General features: G+C 38.6%; 16 protein-coding genes, 1 tRNA gene and 1 pseudogene. 7 read left to right on the top strand and 11 right to left on the bottom strand.

Going from position 1 to position 18507, the window contains the following annotated elements; all coding sequences use genetic code 11:
• The 6 genes and pseudogenes from ADIARSV_RS09235 to ADIARSV_RS09210 all read right to left on the bottom strand — a co-directional run.
• A pseudogene (locus ADIARSV_RS09235) lies at positions 1 to 367 on the bottom strand (hypothetical protein); the annotation flags it as partial.
• 347 nt (positions 368 to 714) lie between these two features.
• Positions 715 to 1002, bottom strand: a complete 288-nt coding sequence (locus ADIARSV_RS09230; protein ID WP_016195220.1) for a YciI family protein — start codon at positions 1000 to 1002, stop codon at positions 715 to 717.
• Positions 1003 to 1121: 119 nt separating this feature from the next.
• A complete protein-coding gene (moeB, locus tag ADIARSV_RS09225; RefSeq protein ID WP_016195219.1) occupies positions 1122 to 2279 on the bottom strand; it encodes a molybdopterin-synthase adenylyltransferase MoeB in 1158 nt (385 codons plus the stop codon).
• A gap of 6 nt (positions 2280 to 2285) precedes the next feature.
• Entirely contained in the window at positions 2286 to 2567 is a 282-nt protein-coding gene (locus tag ADIARSV_RS09220; RefSeq protein WP_016195218.1) for a MoaD/ThiS family protein, read from the bottom strand.
• Positions 2568 to 2593: 26 nt separating this feature from the next.
• Positions 2594 to 2944, bottom strand: coding sequence for a M67 family metallopeptidase (locus tag ADIARSV_RS09215; RefSeq protein ID WP_016195217.1), 351 nt, complete (start codon positions 2942 to 2944; stop codon positions 2594 to 2596).
• A gap of 106 nt (positions 2945 to 3050) precedes the next feature.
• Positions 3051 to 4469, bottom strand: coding sequence for an NAD-dependent epimerase/dehydratase family protein (locus ADIARSV_RS09210; RefSeq protein ID WP_016195216.1), 1419 nt, complete (start codon positions 4467 to 4469; stop codon positions 3051 to 3053).
• 280 nt (positions 4470 to 4749) lie between these two features.
• Between ADIARSV_RS09210 and ADIARSV_RS21865 the strand changes: the two genes are divergently transcribed.
• Entirely contained in the window at positions 4750 to 4890 is a 141-nt protein-coding gene (locus ADIARSV_RS21865) for a hypothetical protein (RefSeq protein WP_016195215.1), read from the top strand.
• Here ADIARSV_RS21865 and ADIARSV_RS21480 read toward each other — a convergent pair.
• A tRNA-Asp gene (locus ADIARSV_RS21480) sits at positions 4853 to 4960 on the bottom strand. The genes ADIARSV_RS21865 and ADIARSV_RS21480 overlap by 38 nt on opposite strands.
• Before the next feature lie 144 nt (positions 4961 to 5104).
• Between ADIARSV_RS21480 and ADIARSV_RS09205 the strand changes: the two genes are divergently transcribed.
• Positions 5105 to 5581: an Lrp/AsnC ligand binding domain-containing protein gene (locus ADIARSV_RS09205; protein ID WP_016195214.1), complete on the top strand. Its 477-nt coding sequence runs from the start codon at positions 5105 to 5107 to the stop codon at positions 5579 to 5581.
• A 74-nt stretch (positions 5582 to 5655) separates the two neighbouring features.
• On the opposite strand, the gene ADIARSV_RS09200 is transcribed toward ADIARSV_RS09205, so the two are convergent.
• Positions 5656 to 6642 carry a pyruvate dehydrogenase complex E1 component subunit beta gene (locus ADIARSV_RS09200; protein WP_016195213.1) on the bottom strand — a complete coding sequence of 329 codons (987 nt, stop codon included), beginning with the start codon at positions 6640 to 6642 and terminating at the stop codon, positions 5656 to 5658.
• Between the two features lie 278 nt (positions 6643 to 6920).
• Positions 6921 to 7394, bottom strand: a complete 474-nt coding sequence (locus ADIARSV_RS20535) for a hypothetical protein (protein ID WP_016195211.1) — start codon at positions 7392 to 7394, stop codon at positions 6921 to 6923.
• A 401-nt stretch (positions 7395 to 7795) separates the two neighbouring features.
• Here ADIARSV_RS20535 and ADIARSV_RS09190 point away from each other — a divergent pair, with 401 nt between their 5' ends.
• From ADIARSV_RS09190 to ADIARSV_RS09180, 3 genes are all read left to right on the top strand, one after another.
• Positions 7796 to 8287 carry a thioredoxin family protein gene (locus ADIARSV_RS09190; RefSeq protein ID WP_040299637.1) on the top strand — a complete coding sequence of 164 codons (492 nt, stop codon included), beginning with the start codon at positions 7796 to 7798 and terminating at the stop codon, positions 8285 to 8287.
• Positions 8288 to 8372: 85 nt separating this feature from the next.
• Entirely contained in the window at positions 8373 to 10889 is a 2517-nt protein-coding gene (locus ADIARSV_RS09185; RefSeq protein ID WP_016195209.1) for a M1 family metallopeptidase, read from the top strand.
• Positions 10890 to 10905: 16 nt separating this feature from the next.
• On the top strand, positions 10906 to 11883 hold the full coding sequence (locus tag ADIARSV_RS09180; RefSeq protein ID WP_040299635.1) for a hypothetical protein: 978 nt from the start codon (positions 10906 to 10908) through the stop codon (positions 11881 to 11883).
• 12 nt (positions 11884 to 11895) lie between these two features.
• Here ADIARSV_RS09180 and ADIARSV_RS09175 read toward each other — a convergent pair whose 3' ends face one another.
• Positions 11896 to 12519: a rhomboid family intramembrane serine protease gene (locus ADIARSV_RS09175; RefSeq protein WP_016195207.1), complete on the bottom strand. Its 624-nt coding sequence runs from the start codon at positions 12517 to 12519 to the stop codon at positions 11896 to 11898.
• A gap of 46 nt (positions 12520 to 12565) precedes the next feature.
• On the opposite strand from ADIARSV_RS09175, the gene pepT reads away from it, so the two are divergent.
• Complete coding sequence (gene pepT, locus ADIARSV_RS09170) at positions 12566 to 13819, top strand: peptidase T (RefSeq protein WP_016195206.1); 1254 nt, start codon at positions 12566 to 12568, stop codon at positions 13817 to 13819.
• A 72-nt stretch (positions 13820 to 13891) separates the two neighbouring features.
• Positions 13892 to 16723, top strand: a complete 2832-nt coding sequence (locus tag ADIARSV_RS09165) for a TonB-dependent receptor (RefSeq protein ID WP_083936550.1) — start codon at positions 13892 to 13894, stop codon at positions 16721 to 16723.
• Here ADIARSV_RS09165 and ADIARSV_RS09160 read toward each other — a convergent pair.
• Positions 16717 to 18471, bottom strand: a complete 1755-nt coding sequence (locus ADIARSV_RS09160) for a glycoside hydrolase family 3 protein (RefSeq protein WP_052016987.1) — start codon at positions 18469 to 18471, stop codon at positions 16717 to 16719. The two genes, ADIARSV_RS09165 and ADIARSV_RS09160, sit on opposite strands and share 7 nt — an antisense overlap.
• Between the last annotated feature and the right edge of the window lie 36 nt (positions 18472 to 18507).

The following is an 18507-nucleotide window of genomic DNA, read 5'->3' as shown; positions in this document are numbered from 1 at the left end:
TACGCAGCACATCGGCCAGCGGACTGTCTGCATTAAATTCCATACCGTTCAGGTAAGAAAGGTCTGCATCATGCAAATCCCTTTTACCTACAGAACCACTAACACTGTTTCGGATGCTATGGTACACATAACGGGTACTACGACTAACCGCTGCCCCATCCCGAAAAAGATAGGCCGGATCAAATGCCCTGCGAATAATAGCAGCAGCAGAGCTGGAAAGCCCGAATTCTGTCGAAGTTTTAATACTTTCCGGGGTTTGTTTAAATGCTTTAGGTTTGCCTTGAATCAGGTTCTTTTTGCCGTAAGTACGGTATACAACAGATCCTGCGGTACCGCGGACCATTCCATTTTTATCTACATAAGCCATAATAGCGATTTGATTACATTAGTCTCGTAAGGTAATCGTTATAGAAATCTTAAAGCAAAGTATTTGCATAACTTCCTAAAAAAGACAAAAAAGGGTAAGAATACAGCAGATTTTTCTTAACTCTGAATTTTTGCTTATTAAATAGTATAAATCAGCCTAAAATCTGCTTAATGAAGCCAAAAACAAACCCTGTACATCCAGGCATAAGTCCCATTTATGGACGTCCATGTCGGACTTATCGCGGGCTTATCTCTGATTCTTGTAAGCATTAAGTATTCTTAGATACCAGCATGATTTTGATTAAAGGTCATGCTGGTCATACCAAAACCAAATAAAGAATTATAATCCTAACTGATAAAGAAAGAAAACTCCTTAGCAAATTTGGTAGGGATGAACTCTGTTACCTGATATGCTGCAATATTATTTATTTTGAATGGATCAGAAGAGATCAGATGATCAATGAGCTCCCGGTTGTTACCTTTAGCCAGAATTATCCCACCGATTCTTGGATTCTTTCTACCAGAGACATTAAAGTTTCCATTGTCGTAATTCTCCTGAAGATATTTTTTATGCGCTTCAAGGAAAGTATCAACCTCTTCGGCTGATACTTTATAAATCAAATCTATAATAAACATGCTATTTGTATTAGATGTCAATTTGTATAAAGGAATGAATAAAGGTACACATACGCATTCCAATTAGATACAAAATCTACAACCGATATTAATTGCTCGTCAGATTAATACAGGACGTTTTAATAAGTAGGAAGATCTAATTCCAGCTCATTGATATAATTAATAATCCCTCCTTCGAGGTTATACAGATTATTGAAACCATACTTATCCTCCAGAATACGGATGGCTTTGGCACTGCGCATACCTGATTTGCACATCACTACTACCCTCGTATTCCTGTCAATAGTACCTCCCAGAACACTTATGGTAGAAAGCGGAATCAATTCCGTTCCAATATTCACATAATCATACTCATCCGCTTCGCGCACATCAATGATCTGAAAATCTAAGCCCTGTTCCTGCCAATCCTGCAAATCTATAGGACTTACTTCTTTAAGTGGCTTTTCAATAGCTTTAACGCCGCAAAATTGTTCATAGTCAATCAATTCTTTGATGGTCGGATTTTCTCCGTTAACAGGGTTAGCCGGATTTTTGCTGATATTGAAAGTTCTGGATTCAAAACTAAGGGCATCAAATGTAAAAAAACGACCACTCAGACTGTCCCCTACGTTGGTAATCACCTTAATGACTTCCAATGCCTGAAGGCTGCCAATAATTCCGGGCAAAACACCTAGTACGCCAGCTTCCGAACAATTAGGCACAGCTCCGGGATCGGGAGGAGTTGGGAACAAGTCCCGGTAATTGGGACCTCGTACGCCTTGTTCGTTTACCTGATTGAACACCGAAACCTGCCCTTCAAACTGGAAAATAGAAGCGTACACATTTGGCTTATTAAGCAACACGCAGGCATCATTTACTAGATACCGGGTAGGGAAATTGTCAGTGCCATCAGCAACAACATCGTAACCACCTATAATTTCCATGGCATTCTGAGAGGTCAGCTGCGTATTATATACAGTAATAGTAATATGTGGGTTTAGAGATAACAGTCGTTTTTTTGCCGCTTCCGTTTTCGGAATGCCGACTTCCTCTATGCCAAACAGGACTTGCCGATGCAGGTTACTGTCATCGACCACGTCGCAATCCACAATCCCGATATGGCCTACGCCAGCTGCAGCGAGGTACAAGAGAACAGGACTGCCTAAACCACCCGCACCCACTACCAGTACGCTTGATTTCTTTAATTTTTCCTGAGCTTCCATGCCAAAACCAGGAATGATAATATGGCGATTGTATCGCGCCAGCTCTTCTTTAGAGAATAGTGTATTCTGAGTCATTGGTGATCAAATTAAATTTCCGCCTGCTATGGCTGGTACAATACTGATAACTGAACGTGTTTCTACGTGTGTATGGTTGTACTGTAGGTTTCGTATATCATCTTCATCTACGAAAACATTAATAAACGAGCGAACAGAGCCGCTTGGATCAAGAAGATGTTTTTGTACATCGGGGTATTGATGTACAAGATTGGCAATAATTTCAGACACATCGTTTCCTGAAACATTAATTTTAGCTGAATTGCCAGTAAATTTCCTTAAGGGGGTTGGAATGATAACAGTAGCCATATGTTTTTTTTGAGAGTATTTTATTTTTATATCAACGTTTCTATAATTTGTTCTTGAAATATTTGTTCTTCATCTAGCTGCCAGCATTTAGGTTCTAAAATGTCTTTTCCGGATACGGAGATAATGAGATAGGAAATATTCGGCAAAGCAAACTGCTTATCATCTGGAGAAGGTAATGCCGGCTGATTGGGATGGGAATGATATATTCCCAGCAATGCTAGGTTATTTTCTTCAGCGTATTGTTCTGCTTTCATATAGTCGTACGGATTTATTTTAAAATACCGATGCTTTTCTAAACCCTCATCATTTTTAACTTCCAAAGCAACTTTTACATCATCTTCCCGTGCTCCCTGAAGGCCAAAAAAAAACCACAGCATTCATTCGGAAATGTACGTACAGCACTTTCAATCATTACTGACCAGGGATCCGCTTCTATGATCAATTTGTTAAAGTTTGCCATACCTGTATATTTTCAAATCGGGGTTAAGAAATATCTTTTTCTTCTATTAAATCTTTTATCAGTTCAGAATATTCAGAATCTTCCAAACTTTCAATCAACAAAGAAACAGTGGGACCATAATGAGCAATAGTAGTGCCCTCTGCTTTTAAATATTGAGGTTTAAGTCCCCATTCTAAAATTTTAAAAGTTACTCCTTTATCTACTTTCGTTAATGCGGCCCGTACAAGAACCTTTAGTTCAGTAAGTAACCGTACTTTGGAGCAATTTTCTCCCTCGGTATTTTTAATACGAGTGAGGGACTCCAGAAGAATCTCTTCATCTACAGGACAAACATGCGAGATGATAATATCACCCTCTTCGTTGTATGATTTGTCATTGCATTCATATACATTAATCAGCAAATTTAATTCCTGGGGATGAGACCAATCCATTTGTCCTCTAAAGAATTTTTCGGAGTATCCTGGTGGGTTTCCCCTAAAAATGACGGGGATGAAGCTACCGGCCTCTTTAATGTAATACAGGGCGACTTCCAGACTTTCAACTGGCCATTCGAGGTTTCGTACAATTAAAAAATTAGCTTTTCCGGGAGAGGAATGGAGTAAGGCGTTCAGCATCAGGTCAGCTGCTTCCTGAACGTTCTGGGCCGTTACATACTTTCCAGGGCTGTGGATAGAAAGATGATCTTCATTTCTGGCGTTTTGAAATTCAATATCCATCAGGCTATTATCCAGAATATGAGTAAATCGAACTATTGAATAGCGTACCGCACTACGTCGGGCATAGGTATCAAATACTAATTCACATATTTTCTTGGTAGCAGAATAAACTTCGTCTGTATAATACCTGCTCGATTTGCCAGTAGATGAAAAGACACATTGTTTTACTGAAGGTGTGTTTTCGCAAGCTTTCGCCACATTCCAGCTTCCTATAACATTTATGTTTACAGCATCAAAAATATGATTTTCAGCAAAACCAGGATCGCGCTGAGCTGCGGTGTGAAATACGAACTCAGGTTTGTAGGTTGCAAAAATTTCATTTAATTCATCCGAATTACAAATGTCTCCCTGAGCATATTCTACTCTGTTATTACTAGTATTTTTTTTATCATTAAAAGGTTTTTTATCTATAACAATTATTTTGCTGATTTGGAAATCCAGTAATTTGTTTACCAGGCAGCTGCCTACGCATCCCAATCCTCCTGTAACAATGCAAGTACTTGATTTTAACAAATCGTTTATTTCAACTACAGGCAAGCTTAATTTTCTCTTTGTAGTAGGCAAAAATGGATTTTCATCCAGTCGACCATCAGCATTATATAGTTCAATTAGCTGTTTTGTTAAATTCAGGAGTTCTGAGTATGATTCTGGTAAGTGCAGTTTAGGAGACAATTCCCATATTTTCTCAAAAATTGAAGAATTTGTATACATGTTTTTAGTATTCATAAAAATGATGTACTATTAAATTACCCCGCTAAAGGAATTTATTAACGACTCTCGATGTTGTCATAATGATTCTCTGCATATCAAATTTTAATTATTTTATTAATCTATGTTGAAATTCTACGTTAATTTTATTAAGAATTAAATGTTAGTAGAATTCAATTTTCAACATAAACTTACAGTATTTGTTTCGTAGATCAATGAGGTGAGAATTGGATTTACTTACTTTTGTATAAAAGTGTGAAATAAGGAGAAATGATTATCCTTTGAACTTTTTACAAAAATGATTGAAGAGAATCGCGGTTTGGAAGGTATTAAAAAAAATGAAGCTTCCGATGGGCGGAAGCTCAAACTAACCAATTATAAACCTAAATTATTGAAAGGAGCTGTAAGGGAAGGAATCGAACCTCCAAGGAGTGGTTAACCGTTTCCGGATTCCCATGATCTCCACCACCGAGACAAGGAGGTGTGTCTGCCTATTTCACCACCTTACAGTATTTAAACATTTGCTATTTGCATTTGCTTGAAACAAATATAGCAGGTTATTCGGTATTTTTGCAAATATTTTAACAAATTATTTTAATTTTTGTAAATTTTTTATTTACTTCGTATATATATTAATATCTTTCAAATTATTTATGGAAAAGAAGAGCCTTAATTTAGAAATTGATAATCTGGATATGCAGATTCTGTCAATCCTTATGGAAGATGCAACAATCCCTTATACAGAGATAGCGAAAAAGCTGATTGTTTCGGGTGGCACCATTCATGTGAGGATGAAAAAAATGCAGGATCTGGGTATAATAAAAGGGTCAAACCTATTAGTGGATGCACAAAAAATCGGATATGATGTTTGTGCTTATCTAGGCATTTACCTTGAAAAGGGATCAACTTATAAAGATGCAGTAGAAAAGTTGCGGAATATAAAGGAAATTGTGGAGTTGCATTATACTACAGGTGCCTGGAGCATGTTCGCTAAAATTATTTGTCGCGATACCAACCATCTTCGGTTAGTATTAAACGATCATATTCAATCTGTACCGGGAATTCAACGTACAGAGACCTTTATATCACTTGAAGAAAGCATTAAAAGACAGATCAATTTGGATTTATAATACTAAATTTTTAGTACTGATCAATCACCATAAATAAAAAAGACCAACCTGATGACAGATTGGTCTTTTTTTACTTATTTATTTACGTATAAAACGCTTTTAACCGCTTTAACAACGCGTTCGGCATTAGGTAATGCTTCTTTAATTAAAGTTGGAGCATAAGGTAGAGGAACGTCTGCCGAAACAACACGTACTACCGGAGCATCCAGGTAATCAAAGGCTTCATTTTGAACCTTAAATGCGATCTCTGTAGCAATAGAACCAAGTGGCCAGGCTTCTTCAACAATAACCAGACGGTTTGTTTTCTTCACCGAATTGATAATGGTTTCGTAATCAATAGGGCGAACAGTACGCAGGTTAATTACTTCTGCACTGATACCTTCTTTGGTTAATTCTTCAAGAGCAGGATGAACTACGCGGGAAAGCATTTTTCCAAAAGATACGATGGTTACATCGGTACCTTCAGTTTCTACATGTGCTTTACCTATTTCAAGATAATACTCCTCTTCAGGAACAGGTCCTTTATCACCATACATCACTTCAGATTCCATAAAAATTACCGGATCTGGATCGATGATAGCTTGTTTCAATAATCCTTTTGCATCGTATGGGTTAGAAGGGATAACCACTTTTAATCCAGGTACGTTAGCAAACCAGTTCTCGAAATTCTGAGAGTGCTGAGCGCCTAACTGACCTGCATTACCTGTTGGTCCGCGAAAAACGATTTGAATAGGAAACTGGCCAGCACTCATGGAGAGGATCTTGGCAGCACCGTTAATGATCTGATCTATGGCAACCAGGGAAAAGTTGAAGGTCATGTATTCAACAATTGGTTTCAAACCATTCATGGCCGCGCCGGTAGCAATACCGGTAAACCCTAATTCCGCGATTGGAGTATCGATTATCCGCTTAGCTCCGAATTCTGCAAGCATACCCTGACTTACTTTATAAGCCCCGTTATACTCAGCAACTTCTTCGCCCATTAAAAAAATCTTTTCGTCTTTGCGCATCTCTTCGTTCAATGCTTCACGAAGCGCTTCTCTGAACTGTATTTCTCTCATTATTTGCTAAATCAATATTTTGGAACGCAAATATAATGCAGTATTGCTTGGGAAACAAGTGCTGAAGGTTAGGATATTGGTGCTTTATACAGGAGATGACATAGATATGTGTTCTAACGACCGTTTTTGGCTATGAAGGGACGATTGTAGCCGTATGTTTATATAAATTGTTACCTATTATTTTCTTTTTTAGATCTGATTATTTTCTACCAGTAGGACTAAAACAAAAAATGACCGGATTTCTCCAGCCATTTTTATGGAATTATTAAAATTAGAGCTTATAGTTTGTGATCTGATTCTGGTCTGTTTTTAGGAGATGCATTCCGACTTGTCCGGTTTTTGTTTCTATTATTGTGGTTGCCTTTACGGCCTTTAAACTTGTCTGCTCTTTCTTTTTTTAACGAAGCGTATTTGCTTTGTTGAGCCGGACTTAGCACACTATTAATTTTCCTGTCGCTTGAAGCATGTTCGGCTTGCATTTTCTTGTGCTGCTCCATCCGTTGTTTTTCAGCCTTTTCATGGGCTTTGTTCATTTTTTTTGCCCGGTCCAGGTTCAGGTTATAAATCTGAGTTTTTTGATTTTCAGAAAGTGAGAGTTGTTTGTCCATCCTATCGGTAGCCAGGCGTGACTGTTGTTCCGGACTTTCCATGCGTTTATCATTTCTGTCTACGCGTTGAATGTTTCTTTCTTGAGAGAACCCTGCAGTTGCAAATCCGGCGAACAATAGAGCTGTTATGATTGACTTTTTCATTTCTTTGTGTGTTTTAATGAATAGATGAATCCGGTAAAGAATAGTTTAATGTGTGTTTAGTTAAATAATGTTAATTCGGGGATTTACCTAAAGATTTGGATTTGGTCCTATTGCAACCCCAGAAAAGGGTAAAATATATGATTTCACCTTAGCAGCGACTCAGGCATTTTTTACTGTGGTAAGAAAAGTTACTTTTTCGTTAGATTCAGTGAAGGGTTATGAAGATGGGTGTTGAGCAGGGTAGAAAGGTGAGTGAATATATTATTGCGAAGTTAAAATTAGAGAAGCCCTAGTTTGATTAGGCCTTTAAATTTTTAAGTGTTTTATATGACTTTTATGTTAAGAAAGGCTCCTATCTTTGGGGCTTATTTTAACGCGGATATATCCTAAATAAGGTCTGAATGAAAAAAGTCTTTCTATTGTTTACGATGATGCTTGTACTGCATACCGCAGGGAATGCACAAGATGTGAAATTGTATAATCCTCAAGCCGATGCGGCTAAGGATATTAAGGTTGCAGTAGCAAAAGCTGCTGTAGAGGGTAAACATGTGCTGCTTCAAATTGGAGGGAACTGGTGTATATGGTGTATTCGGTTTAATCAGTTAGTAAATAGGAATGATACATTGAGGACTGCTCAAAATGCTGGTTTTGTAGTGGTACATGTCAACTATAGCAAGGAAAATGAGAACAAAGCAGTTCTTGCTTCTTTAGGCTATCCGCAGCGGTTTGGATTTCCGGTATTTGTTGTGCTGGATCGAAAAGGAAATCGGCTGCATACGCAGAATAGTGCGTATCTGGAGAGTGGCAAGGGTCATGATCCCAAAAAGGTACTGGAGTTCTTTACCAACTGGTCGCCAGCTGCCCTTGATCCTAAATCGTATTTAAAAAACTAATTATCTGAAAAAAGCGTTGTTTATTCATCTTACAGAGATTTTAATCGCTTTTTAACATATTATCCTATAGCATTTTCTTTCGTTTATGAAATATTTTCCATTGAAGCAATTTGCATTGCTGATTGCTGTTACATTTACTCTTAGCTTGAATGTTCAGTCGCAGGTAAAAAAATCACCTGATTCTTTAGTCCGGATTTACAGGGAGACTCCAGTAAAGATCAATGCCCTGATACATACCAAACTGGATGTCCGCTTTGATTATGCAAAGTGTTATTTGTACGGAAAGGCATGGCTAACCTTGAAACCCTATTTTTATTCCACAGATTCTTTGCGCCTTGATGCAAAAGGCATGGATATAAAACAAGTTTCAATGGTGGAAGGCAATGTGCTGAAGCCGTTGAAATACACCTATGATAGCCTGCAGTTGAATATTAAACTGGGCCGTATATATAGCAGAACGGAAAAGTATACGCTGTTTATTGACTATGTCTCCAAGCCCAATGATCTGAAGACTATAGGAAGTTCAGCGATCACGGATGCGAAAGGCTTGTATTTTATCAATCCGGCGAACGAAGATAAAGATAAACCAGTGCAGATCTGGACACAGGGGGAAACGGAAGCTTCTTCGGTTTGGTTTCCAACAATAGATCATTCCAATCAGAAAACAACGTCTGAAATAGCTATGACCGTGCTTTCTAAATATGAAACGCTGTCGAATGGAAAGTTAGTTTCCCGGAAAATGAATGTAGATGGAACACGTACAGATACATGGAAGATGGATTTGCCTCATTCGCCATACTTGTTTATGATGGCTGTAGGTGATTTTAAAATATTCAAAGATAAATGGAGAGATAAAGAGGTTAATTATTACCTGGAACCGGCTTTTGCTCCTTATGCCAAACAGATATTTGGACATACGCCTGAGATGATGGAGTTTTTCTCTAAAAAGTTGGGTGTTGATTTTCCATGGAATAAGTATTCGCAGATTGTGGTGCGTGATTTTGTAAGTGGGGCAATGGAAAATACAACGGCAACTTTGCATGGAGAGTTTGTGCAGGCTACTGACAGAGAGCTGCTGGATGAGAATAAAGGAGAGGATGTGATTTCCCATGAGCTGTTTCATCAGTGGTTTGGTGATTATGTGACTACGGAAAGCTGGAGTAACCTGACCGTCAATGAGTCGTTTGCTAATTTTAGTGAGGTACTATGGCGGGAATATAAATATGGTAAGGATGAAGGGGATGCTGGGAACTATAAGGATATGCAGGAATATTTGGGTTCGCCTAAAGATGCTTCTAAAGATCTTGTTCGCTTTCATTATGCCGATAAGGAAGATATGTTTGACCTGGTAAGCTACCAGAAGGGCGGCCGGGTGTTGTATATGCTGCGCAATTACTTAGGTGAAGAGGCTTTTTTTAAGGGTCTTAACACCTATCTGAAGCAAAATGCTTTTAAAAATGGTGAAGCTCATCAACTGCGACTTGCTTTGGAAGAAGCTAGTGGAAAGGATTTAAACTGGTTCTTTAATCAATGGTATTTTGGAAGTGGTCATCCGGAATTGAACATCAGCTATCAATGGGATGAGGTTAGCAAAACGCAAAAGGTGTTTTTAACACAACTTCAGGATGGTGCGGCATTTATTTTGCCTATGGCAGTGGATGTTTATGCAGGCGGGAAAAAAGTACGCCATGATTTCCTGATGAAGGACAAAATGGATACCCTAAGTTTTGGTGTTGATGTCCGTCCGGATCTGGTTAATGTGGATGCCGATAAAGTGCTATTGGCAAAAAAAGAGGACCATAAGGTTTTATCAGACTATGTATTTCAATACGCTCATGCGCCTTTGTATGTAGACCGGTTGGAAGCAATTGATAGCTGCAGTGCCAATCAGACTAAAAACGAGGATGCACGTAAAGTGATGCTTACTGCATTAAAAGACCCTTATTATGGATTGCGCATTTTGGCAATCAATACAATTGATCTGACTGATTCCCTTGTCCGGGTGGCAGCATTACCTGTTTTAAAAACGCTGTCTGTTTCTGATCCAAGAACATTAGTACGGGCAGCTGCCTTACAAAGTCTTGCCTCTATGCGGGATGTGACCAACAGGCCCTTATTTGATTCGGCATTGAAAAGTGAATCGTACTCGGTTCAGGGAGCTGCATTGGCTGGAGTGATCATGCTTGATCCGAAAGAAGCATTTGCTATAGCAAAAACCTTACAAAAAGATAGTAAAGGTGATTTGACCAAAGCTATTCTTGCTGCCTATACATACGGTGGAACTGAGAAAGAGCTTCCTTTTTTTAATGATTCTTATGAAAAAGCAGGATTGCAGGATAAGGTAGAAATGATTAGTCCTTATTTGAGTATCCTGGCAAGGATTGATAATAGTGAGGAAGTAAATAAACGTGTTGCCGATTTTAAAGAAGTAGGGATAAAAAATAAGAAGTATGATATCGATAAATATGTTTTAAATCTATTTAAATCATTCAAGGAGATTAAGACGGAAATGGTCAAACAGGCAAGTCCGGAAGTAAAGGTTGAATTGCAAAAACAGCTTGCTGCATTGACTCAGGCAATGGCTGAACTTAAAGGATCATAAAGGTGTATATTTGGCCATGAGTACTTCATTATTTCGACCGTTTGAACGGTTTGATTTTAGCGAAAAGGTTTGTTTTATGACTGGTTTGGAAGCAGACCGACAGATGCAACTGTTTCCCGAATGGATGGTCAATAAATTTAATCTGAAAGATCAAGCTTTAAAAATGCTGGATGAGCATATATTGACTTATCCAGACATTAAGATTCCAGTTTCTGAGTTCGCTTATCAGGAGATAGAAAAATTAGAGCAAGAGGTTAGTGTGGCTCTGAATACAGGTTATGAGGCCGTTAAGGCATTAGATGACCTTCGCTTATTTCAATGGATTGCCAAGCAGGTTTATGGCATGATCCACTTTGAGGTACGAGCGGGAATCAGGCAGCAAAGATCTACTGGTGAGGCTTTGAATTTTTCGCAGAGTTTAATGCAGAAATTCGGTAATCTGCACCTCATGTTGCAATCGCTCCTGAATCCGATGGAATTTGAGGGCGTTCTTCCATGGAAGATTTTGGTATTTCCAGTAGATAACCCTCCTGAAACTTTCAGCTACAGGGACGAGATTAATACCCTGGTTTTTTCATTAAAAATGAAGGACTTTGGTCTGATTGCCTGTTTACAGGATAATGGTGAAAATGCAATTTATCATGATGCTGTGCTGCATATGGTTTCTGATCATACTTTACAGCCGATCCAGTTTGAAGAGATTTGTGCCCGTTTCTTTTATTCCGCTTATATATTTAATCGTTTGCCTGAATATTCCATATTGTCTACGGGTGAAATGTATTATATTGATGGTATGCCCCTGCGGATTAGCAGCAGGCCGTTATTTGATAACTGGCAGGTGAAGACATACGGACAAGTACTTGAAAACTTCTGGAAACCCTGGGGTTTTGTGCTCTTTGAAATTATCAAAGATCCAGAGAATCCTTTAAGCTTTATTTTAGATGAACAGGGGAAATTTATCAAAAGTCCTTCGGTTCCGTTAAGATTGGAGTAATTTGTTTGTTGATCAGTGACCAACCATTCTTTGGATTTCAGAGAAAAAGTGACTTAGTACTCCGGGATTAAAGAGGATCGTGATAATCAGTCCGGAAAGTGCGCCGTAGAAATGGGCATCGTGATTAATGCCACTGGATTGTTTGGATGCATAAGCGCTATAAAGCAGGTACAGGACACCAAATATAACGGCAGGGATTCCGATAGGAATGAACATGATGTAAAATTTGGTACTGGGATCAAAGAGGATATAGCTGAAAATGATGCCAGATATAGCTCCTGAGGCGCCAAGACTGTTGTATCTGAAGTCATCTTTATGGCGCATAATGGTGCTGAGGTCGCTTAGTATCAGGCTAACAATATATAAAACAGCGAATTGCATGCTTCCAATAATACCTTCAAGGGTAAAGGCAAAGAAATAGAAAGAAAACATATTGAAAAATAGGTGTCCCCAATCGGCATGTATAAATCCACTGGTGATGATAGAATAGACTCTACTTCCCCTTGTAACACTATAAGGATGAAGCATCAATTTTCCATACATCTCTGGATTGGAGAAAGTATAGATACTTGTTATAATCGTTAATATAAAAATGAGGGCAGCAACGGGTGCCTGACTAAAGATCGCTTGAATCATGCCCGTAATGTACAAAATATTTACTTTTGTTTTAAAATCAGAATCAATGGAAATTTTTAAATCATATTCATTTACAGCACTTGAGCGTTTTTTGAAATATGTAAAAATCGATACACAGTCAGATCCGAATTCTTTAACACAGCCTTCAACAGACAAGCAAAAGAATTTAGGTGAAATATTAGTAGAAGAACTTCTGGAAATTGGTATAACAGATGCAGAATTGGATGAGTTTGGGTATGTATATGCCACTGTTCCTGCTACGACAGCAAAAGAAGTTCCGGTAATTTGTTTCTGCTCGCACATGGATACTTCTCCAGATTGCAGTGGGCTGAATGTTGTTCCTGTCATTCATCAAAATTATCAGGGACAGGATTTGGTATTACCTCTGGACCCTAATCAGGTTATGAGGAAGGTTGATCATCCTGACCTGGAGTTTCAGATTGGCAATGATATTGTAACGGCAAGTGGAAATACGTTATTAGGGGCCGATAATAAAGCCGGGTTAGCAGAAATAATGGATGCTGCTGCTTTTTTAATTGCTCATCCTGAATTGAAACATGGAAAGATCCGGATTCTATTTACACCTGATGAAGAAATTGGTCGTGGTGTAGATAAGGTTGATATTAAGAAATTAGGAGCCGATTATGGGTATACTGTAGATGGCGAGTCATGTGGTTCTATTGAGAATGAAACGTTTTCAGCAGATTATGCCAGGATAACTATTTCGGGAGTGAGTTCTCATCCTGGTTTTGCAAAGGGAAATATGGAAAGTGCGATAAAAATTGCTGCCGAAATTGTTTCTTTCTTGCCTAAAGACAGGCTTTCGCCGGAAAGTACAGAAGGAATGGAAGGGTTTATTCATCCGGTAGCGATGCAGGGATCGGTGGAAGAGGCTTCAATTGAGTTTATATTGCGTGATTTTGATGATGCTGAGCTTAAAAACCACGAAGACATTTTAAAAGCGATTGCAGATGATGTTATGGAAGGTTATCCTTCGTCTTCGTATAAATTAGAAGTGAAAGAGCAGTATCGGAATATGAAAGTGGTGCTGGATAAACATCCGGAACTTATTGAATATGCGAAGATTGCGGTAGAGCGGACGGGTGTGAATCCGAAACTTCAGAGTATCCGTGGAGGCACAGACGGTTCTCGTTTATCATTTATCGGCTTGCCTTGTCCAAATATTTTTGCTGGCGAACATGCCTTTCATGGAAAGCAGGAATGGGTGTCGGTACAGGACATGCAAAAGGCGGTTGAAACCATTGTGCAGATTGCCTTGGTTTGGGAAGAAAAAAATTAATTTTCTTTTTAAACCTCCTTGTATTTATGAAGTCTTAGAAGGTAGCAAATGGTAATTACTCAATAAGATTTCATGAAACATTTTTTCCTTTTATTTTTTACTTGTCTCTGTACGACATTTTTACATGCGCAAGGGGGCCGGGTAGTTAGCGGTATAGTGCTTGATTCGACAAAAGTGAGCGTAATTGCCGCCTCTATTAAACTGACATCTCCCAAGGATACACTGTTTACCCGGAGCGATGTTGACGGTAAGTATTCTTTCAGGAATGTTAAATCGAGCCAGTTTGTTTTAAGTGTTACTAGCTTAGGATATAAGAGTTTTAGTCAACATTTTCAGTTTCCTGAGACAACAACACCGCTTAAGCTTTCTACTATAGTTTTAAAAGTGGAGAGTAATGTGTTGAATACGGTGAACATTTCAGGTGTAACTCCAATTACGGTAAAAGAAGATACGATTGAATACAGTGCTAAAGACTTTCCTGTGCGGGAAAATTCGGTTGTAGAAGATGTATTGAAGAAGCTGCCTGGAATTGAAGTAGATAAAGATGGAAATGTGACTACCCAGGGTAAAAGTGTAACGCGGGTTAGGGTTAACGGTAAAGATTTTTTTGATGGTGATTTAAAAACTGCCACACAGAATCTTCCGGCAGACATTATTGAGAATATTCAGATCATTGACGACTATGGAGATCAGGCTAATGCCAGCGGTATCAGGGATGGTGATCCAGATAAAATATTAAATATCACGATAAGTCCCAGCAAGAATAAAGGGATGATTGCTAATGGTGTTGCCGGTGGAGGTAATGATAACCGTTATATTGTATCGGGTATGGGAAGGTTCATGAATAATGATGAACAACTTTCCATGATGCTCAATTTAAATAATACAAATGCCAATCTGTTTGATTTTGCCGGTGGTGGAAATCAAAGAGGCGGAAGATATCGTGGTAGTGGTGGTGGCAGAGATGGAAATACGGGTGGGATTACCAACGCACAAGCCGGTGGGTTCGACTATAGAAAAGATGTTTCGAAAAAGATTACGTTGTTTGGTAGTTACAGGGTATCGTCATCTGATAATAACGCTATAACAGATCGGTATACAGAAACTACGACTGGTGGTCAAGCGATTACGACTACACAAAAAAGCAATACGAATAGTGATAACCTGAATCAAGGGATTAATCTTAATATGGAATATAAGATTGACTCCTTAAATTATTTAAAAGTAGCGCCATCTATAAATCTGAGTACAAATAAGAACGATGGTGTCAGCTTTAAGCAAATACAGGAGCTGGTAAGACAGGACCAGAATACGGTATCGAGTAACGATGCAAGCTCTCCGGCTTATGGAGCTGACATCCTTTATAATAAGCGTTTCCGCAAACAGGGAAGGAATCTTTCATTAAGCTATTCATTTAATAAGTCCTACAATAAAAACGATCAGGATATCAGTGATGAGTTTAATTTTTATGATACAGGAGGAATTATAGTTGCGGATGCTGATTCTAGCTCCAGGCGGTTGATTAATACGGATAATGAACGCTTAAGTAATCAATTGAATGTTACTTATAGTGAGCCTTTAGGGGTTTATTCCCGATTGGATTTCTCTTATAGATACAGCCGTACAGAAAATGATAATAGCAAGATTACTGATTTGGCGGATGTTAATGGTGCGTATTTCCGATCAGATTCGTTAAGTAATATTTTCAATTATTCATTTACTACGAATCGGTTTGGCTTAAGCTATCGGTATGACCGGAATAAGTTGTATAATTTCTCTATTGGTATGGCTGCTCAGCCTACTACATTAAAGGGTTATTCGGAAACTAATCATGTAAGTGCGGGGAAAACAGGATTTAACGTGTTTCCTACTGTACGATTCTCTTATAATTTTGCCAGGACGGTATCTTTAAAGATTAACTATTCAGGAGAGAGCAGTGAGCCCAGTTTTGAGCAGATTCAGCCAGTGGTTGACTTAAGTAATCCTCAAAGCCCGGTAATTGGAAATCCTAATCTGAAGTCAGCACTGAACCAGAATATTAATATTGAGTACAATAATACGGATGCACAAACAGGAGCTTACTTTAGTGCAGGAGCAAGGGGAAACATCACCAGCGATCGGATTATTAATAATACGGTTAGAATCAGGGAGCCTATCATTAACGGAACGGATACGACTTATAATTTAATTCAGGAAAGACGCTTTTTAAATGAAGATGGTTATTATGCTTCCAATGTATATTATAGATGGTCTAAGCCGTTTATGGATACGAAATACAGGCTTCAGATAGGAGGAACCGTGAATTATACCAATGATGTCTCTTATGTGGATAACGAAAAAAACATTGGTAAGAACTGGACCTTTTCTCAGAATGCCAGGTTGCAGATTAACCCTAATGAAAATATTGATATTACGCCAGGAGCTTCTTACCGTTATGGATTTGTAAATTATTCCCTTCCGAATAGTATTGATTCCAAGAACTCTACGCTCTCTTTGGATTTGAATGCAAAAATTTATGTTTTTAGTACCTGGATTCTTGGTCTGGACGGAAGCAAGAGTATTAATTCGGGATTTAGAGATGTCAATGCTAATCCTTTAGTGATTAACAGCTACCTGGAAAAGCAGTTATTTAACAGAAAGGGACGGCTGAGATTACAGGGCTATGATTTATTGAATCAAGCGGCTACTGTTAGCTCTACACAGGGTGATAATGGTTATTCGGTGAGTAATACAAACCGATTGACCCGTTATTTCATGTTAACCTTCGCTTATCGCTTCAATAAATTTGCAGGAAGAACACAAAACAACCGCGGTGATATGCCTCCCGGGGGTGGTGAAAGAAGAGAAGGTGGATTTAATCATGGTGGTGGAGGTGGTGGTGGTCCACAAGGAAGAGATCAATAAGAGGTCTTTCCCAAGACTGGTTTGGGCTCAGGAAAATAGTCCAAACCATCTCCAAACTTATAAAATGAATTAATAGTTACCGGAAGTTTCCCCATTGCTGGCATTTGTCCTGTTAGAATCTTAACTACAGAACGTTGTGCCTCATCATTATTTTGGTACGTTACAAGGACACTTTTGCTATTTTCTATACCTGGTATACCTGCAATAGTATAAGGATTTGCAAAGACACAGGTAATGGTGTTTAATTGAGCAAGTTCTGCTATGAATATTTTAAGTGGAGTGTTGTAATCCAGGGAGCTTTGTGGCCTTTTGCGGTAATCATGGATAGCCATAATAACCTGATCGTACTTTTTAACCTCCTTAAGCATTGCGTTCATATCTGTGGCAGAACCAATTTTAGACATCAGGAAGAGCATGGAATTAGGAATCTTTAATTTAAGATCCTTTTGGAAATTGGTAAGTTCAGTTACTCCCAGACTAATGATTGCAGTCCGTTTTTTAGGGTCGAGTGCTTTTAAAAGACTATCACTATGCAAAACAGTAATGGAAGCATCTGTAAGATGTTGATTCAAACTTAGGGCCTCAGCAAGATTTAAGTCTCTCAGGAGGTTGGTTGTATCTATTGGGTGATAGTTATTGAGACCGGCCCAATATTTTGCCTCTAAGATCTTCTTAACACTTTGGTTGATTCTTTCGCGAGTGATCCTACCTGTTTTAATAGCCTTCTTTACTAGTTTGATGGCACGTTTTGTATTTTCAGACAATTCAATAATATCGTTTCCTGCAATTACTGCCCTTACATCAGCTTCTCCGTCAGGGAAAAACTTGACTACACCTTTCATTTCCATGGCATCAGTAATCGCTAATCCTTTAAAGCCTAGTTCCCCTTTAAGTAAGCTGGTAACTATTGGTTGCGAAAGTGTAGAGGGTAAATTTTTAGTAGGATCGAGTGCAGGGATATTCATATGTGCGATCATAACACCCGAAGCGCCTTGCTTGATAAGCTCCCGAAATGGATATAATTCCAGAGAATCAAGCCTTTCCTTTGTGAAATTCAATACGGGTAAAGCTTGATGGGAATCCACATTAGTGTCTCCATGACCTGGAAAATGTTTAATGCTCACTAATATGCCTTGATCTTGTAACCCGCGCATATAGGCTAGTCCTTTTGCTGTAACGTTGTACTTGTTATCACCAAATGAACGGTATCCAATTACAGGGTTGTCTGGATTATTGTTGATGTCTACTACTGGTGCAAAGTTTAAATGCATCCCTAGCATTTTAAATTCTTTTCCAATTTCCTTTCCCATTTGATAGATCAGGTCATTGTTCTGAATGGCGCCAAGTGTCATTTGATAGGGATATTGTATTGTGCTATCTAGTCTCATTGATATTCCCCACTCTGCATCCATCGCAACAAGCAATGGGACAAGTGATACCGATTGGTAAGAATTCGTTAATACAGCCTGCCGTATAGGGCCTCCCTGGAAAAAGACCAGTCCCCCTACTCTTGAATTGTGAATCAAAGTTTGTATAGAGTCTTCGTAAGCTTTTCCTTTATCAGTATGTGCCCTGATAAAAAACATTTGAGCTATTTTTTCTTTCTTATTTAATTTCTTAAAAACGGAATCTACCCATCTGTCTTTGCCTGACATGGGTTCATAGAAGGGGTTTCTGGTTTGTGCGGAAAGATGGGTAATAATAGAAAGTAAGAGTATAAAAAACAACAGGGGCCGGGTGGCTCTCATAATCAAAAGTATAAATAGAAAATGTTTGATACAAAA

Origin of the sequence: Arcticibacter svalbardensis MN12-7, assembly GCF_000403135.1 — a bacterium.
In the GTDB taxonomy this organism is placed as follows: domain Bacteria; phylum Bacteroidota; class Bacteroidia; order Sphingobacteriales; family Sphingobacteriaceae; genus Arcticibacter; species Arcticibacter svalbardensis.
Note: the sequence above shows the minus strand (reverse complement) of the source record. Positions and strands in the feature narration are given on the sequence as shown.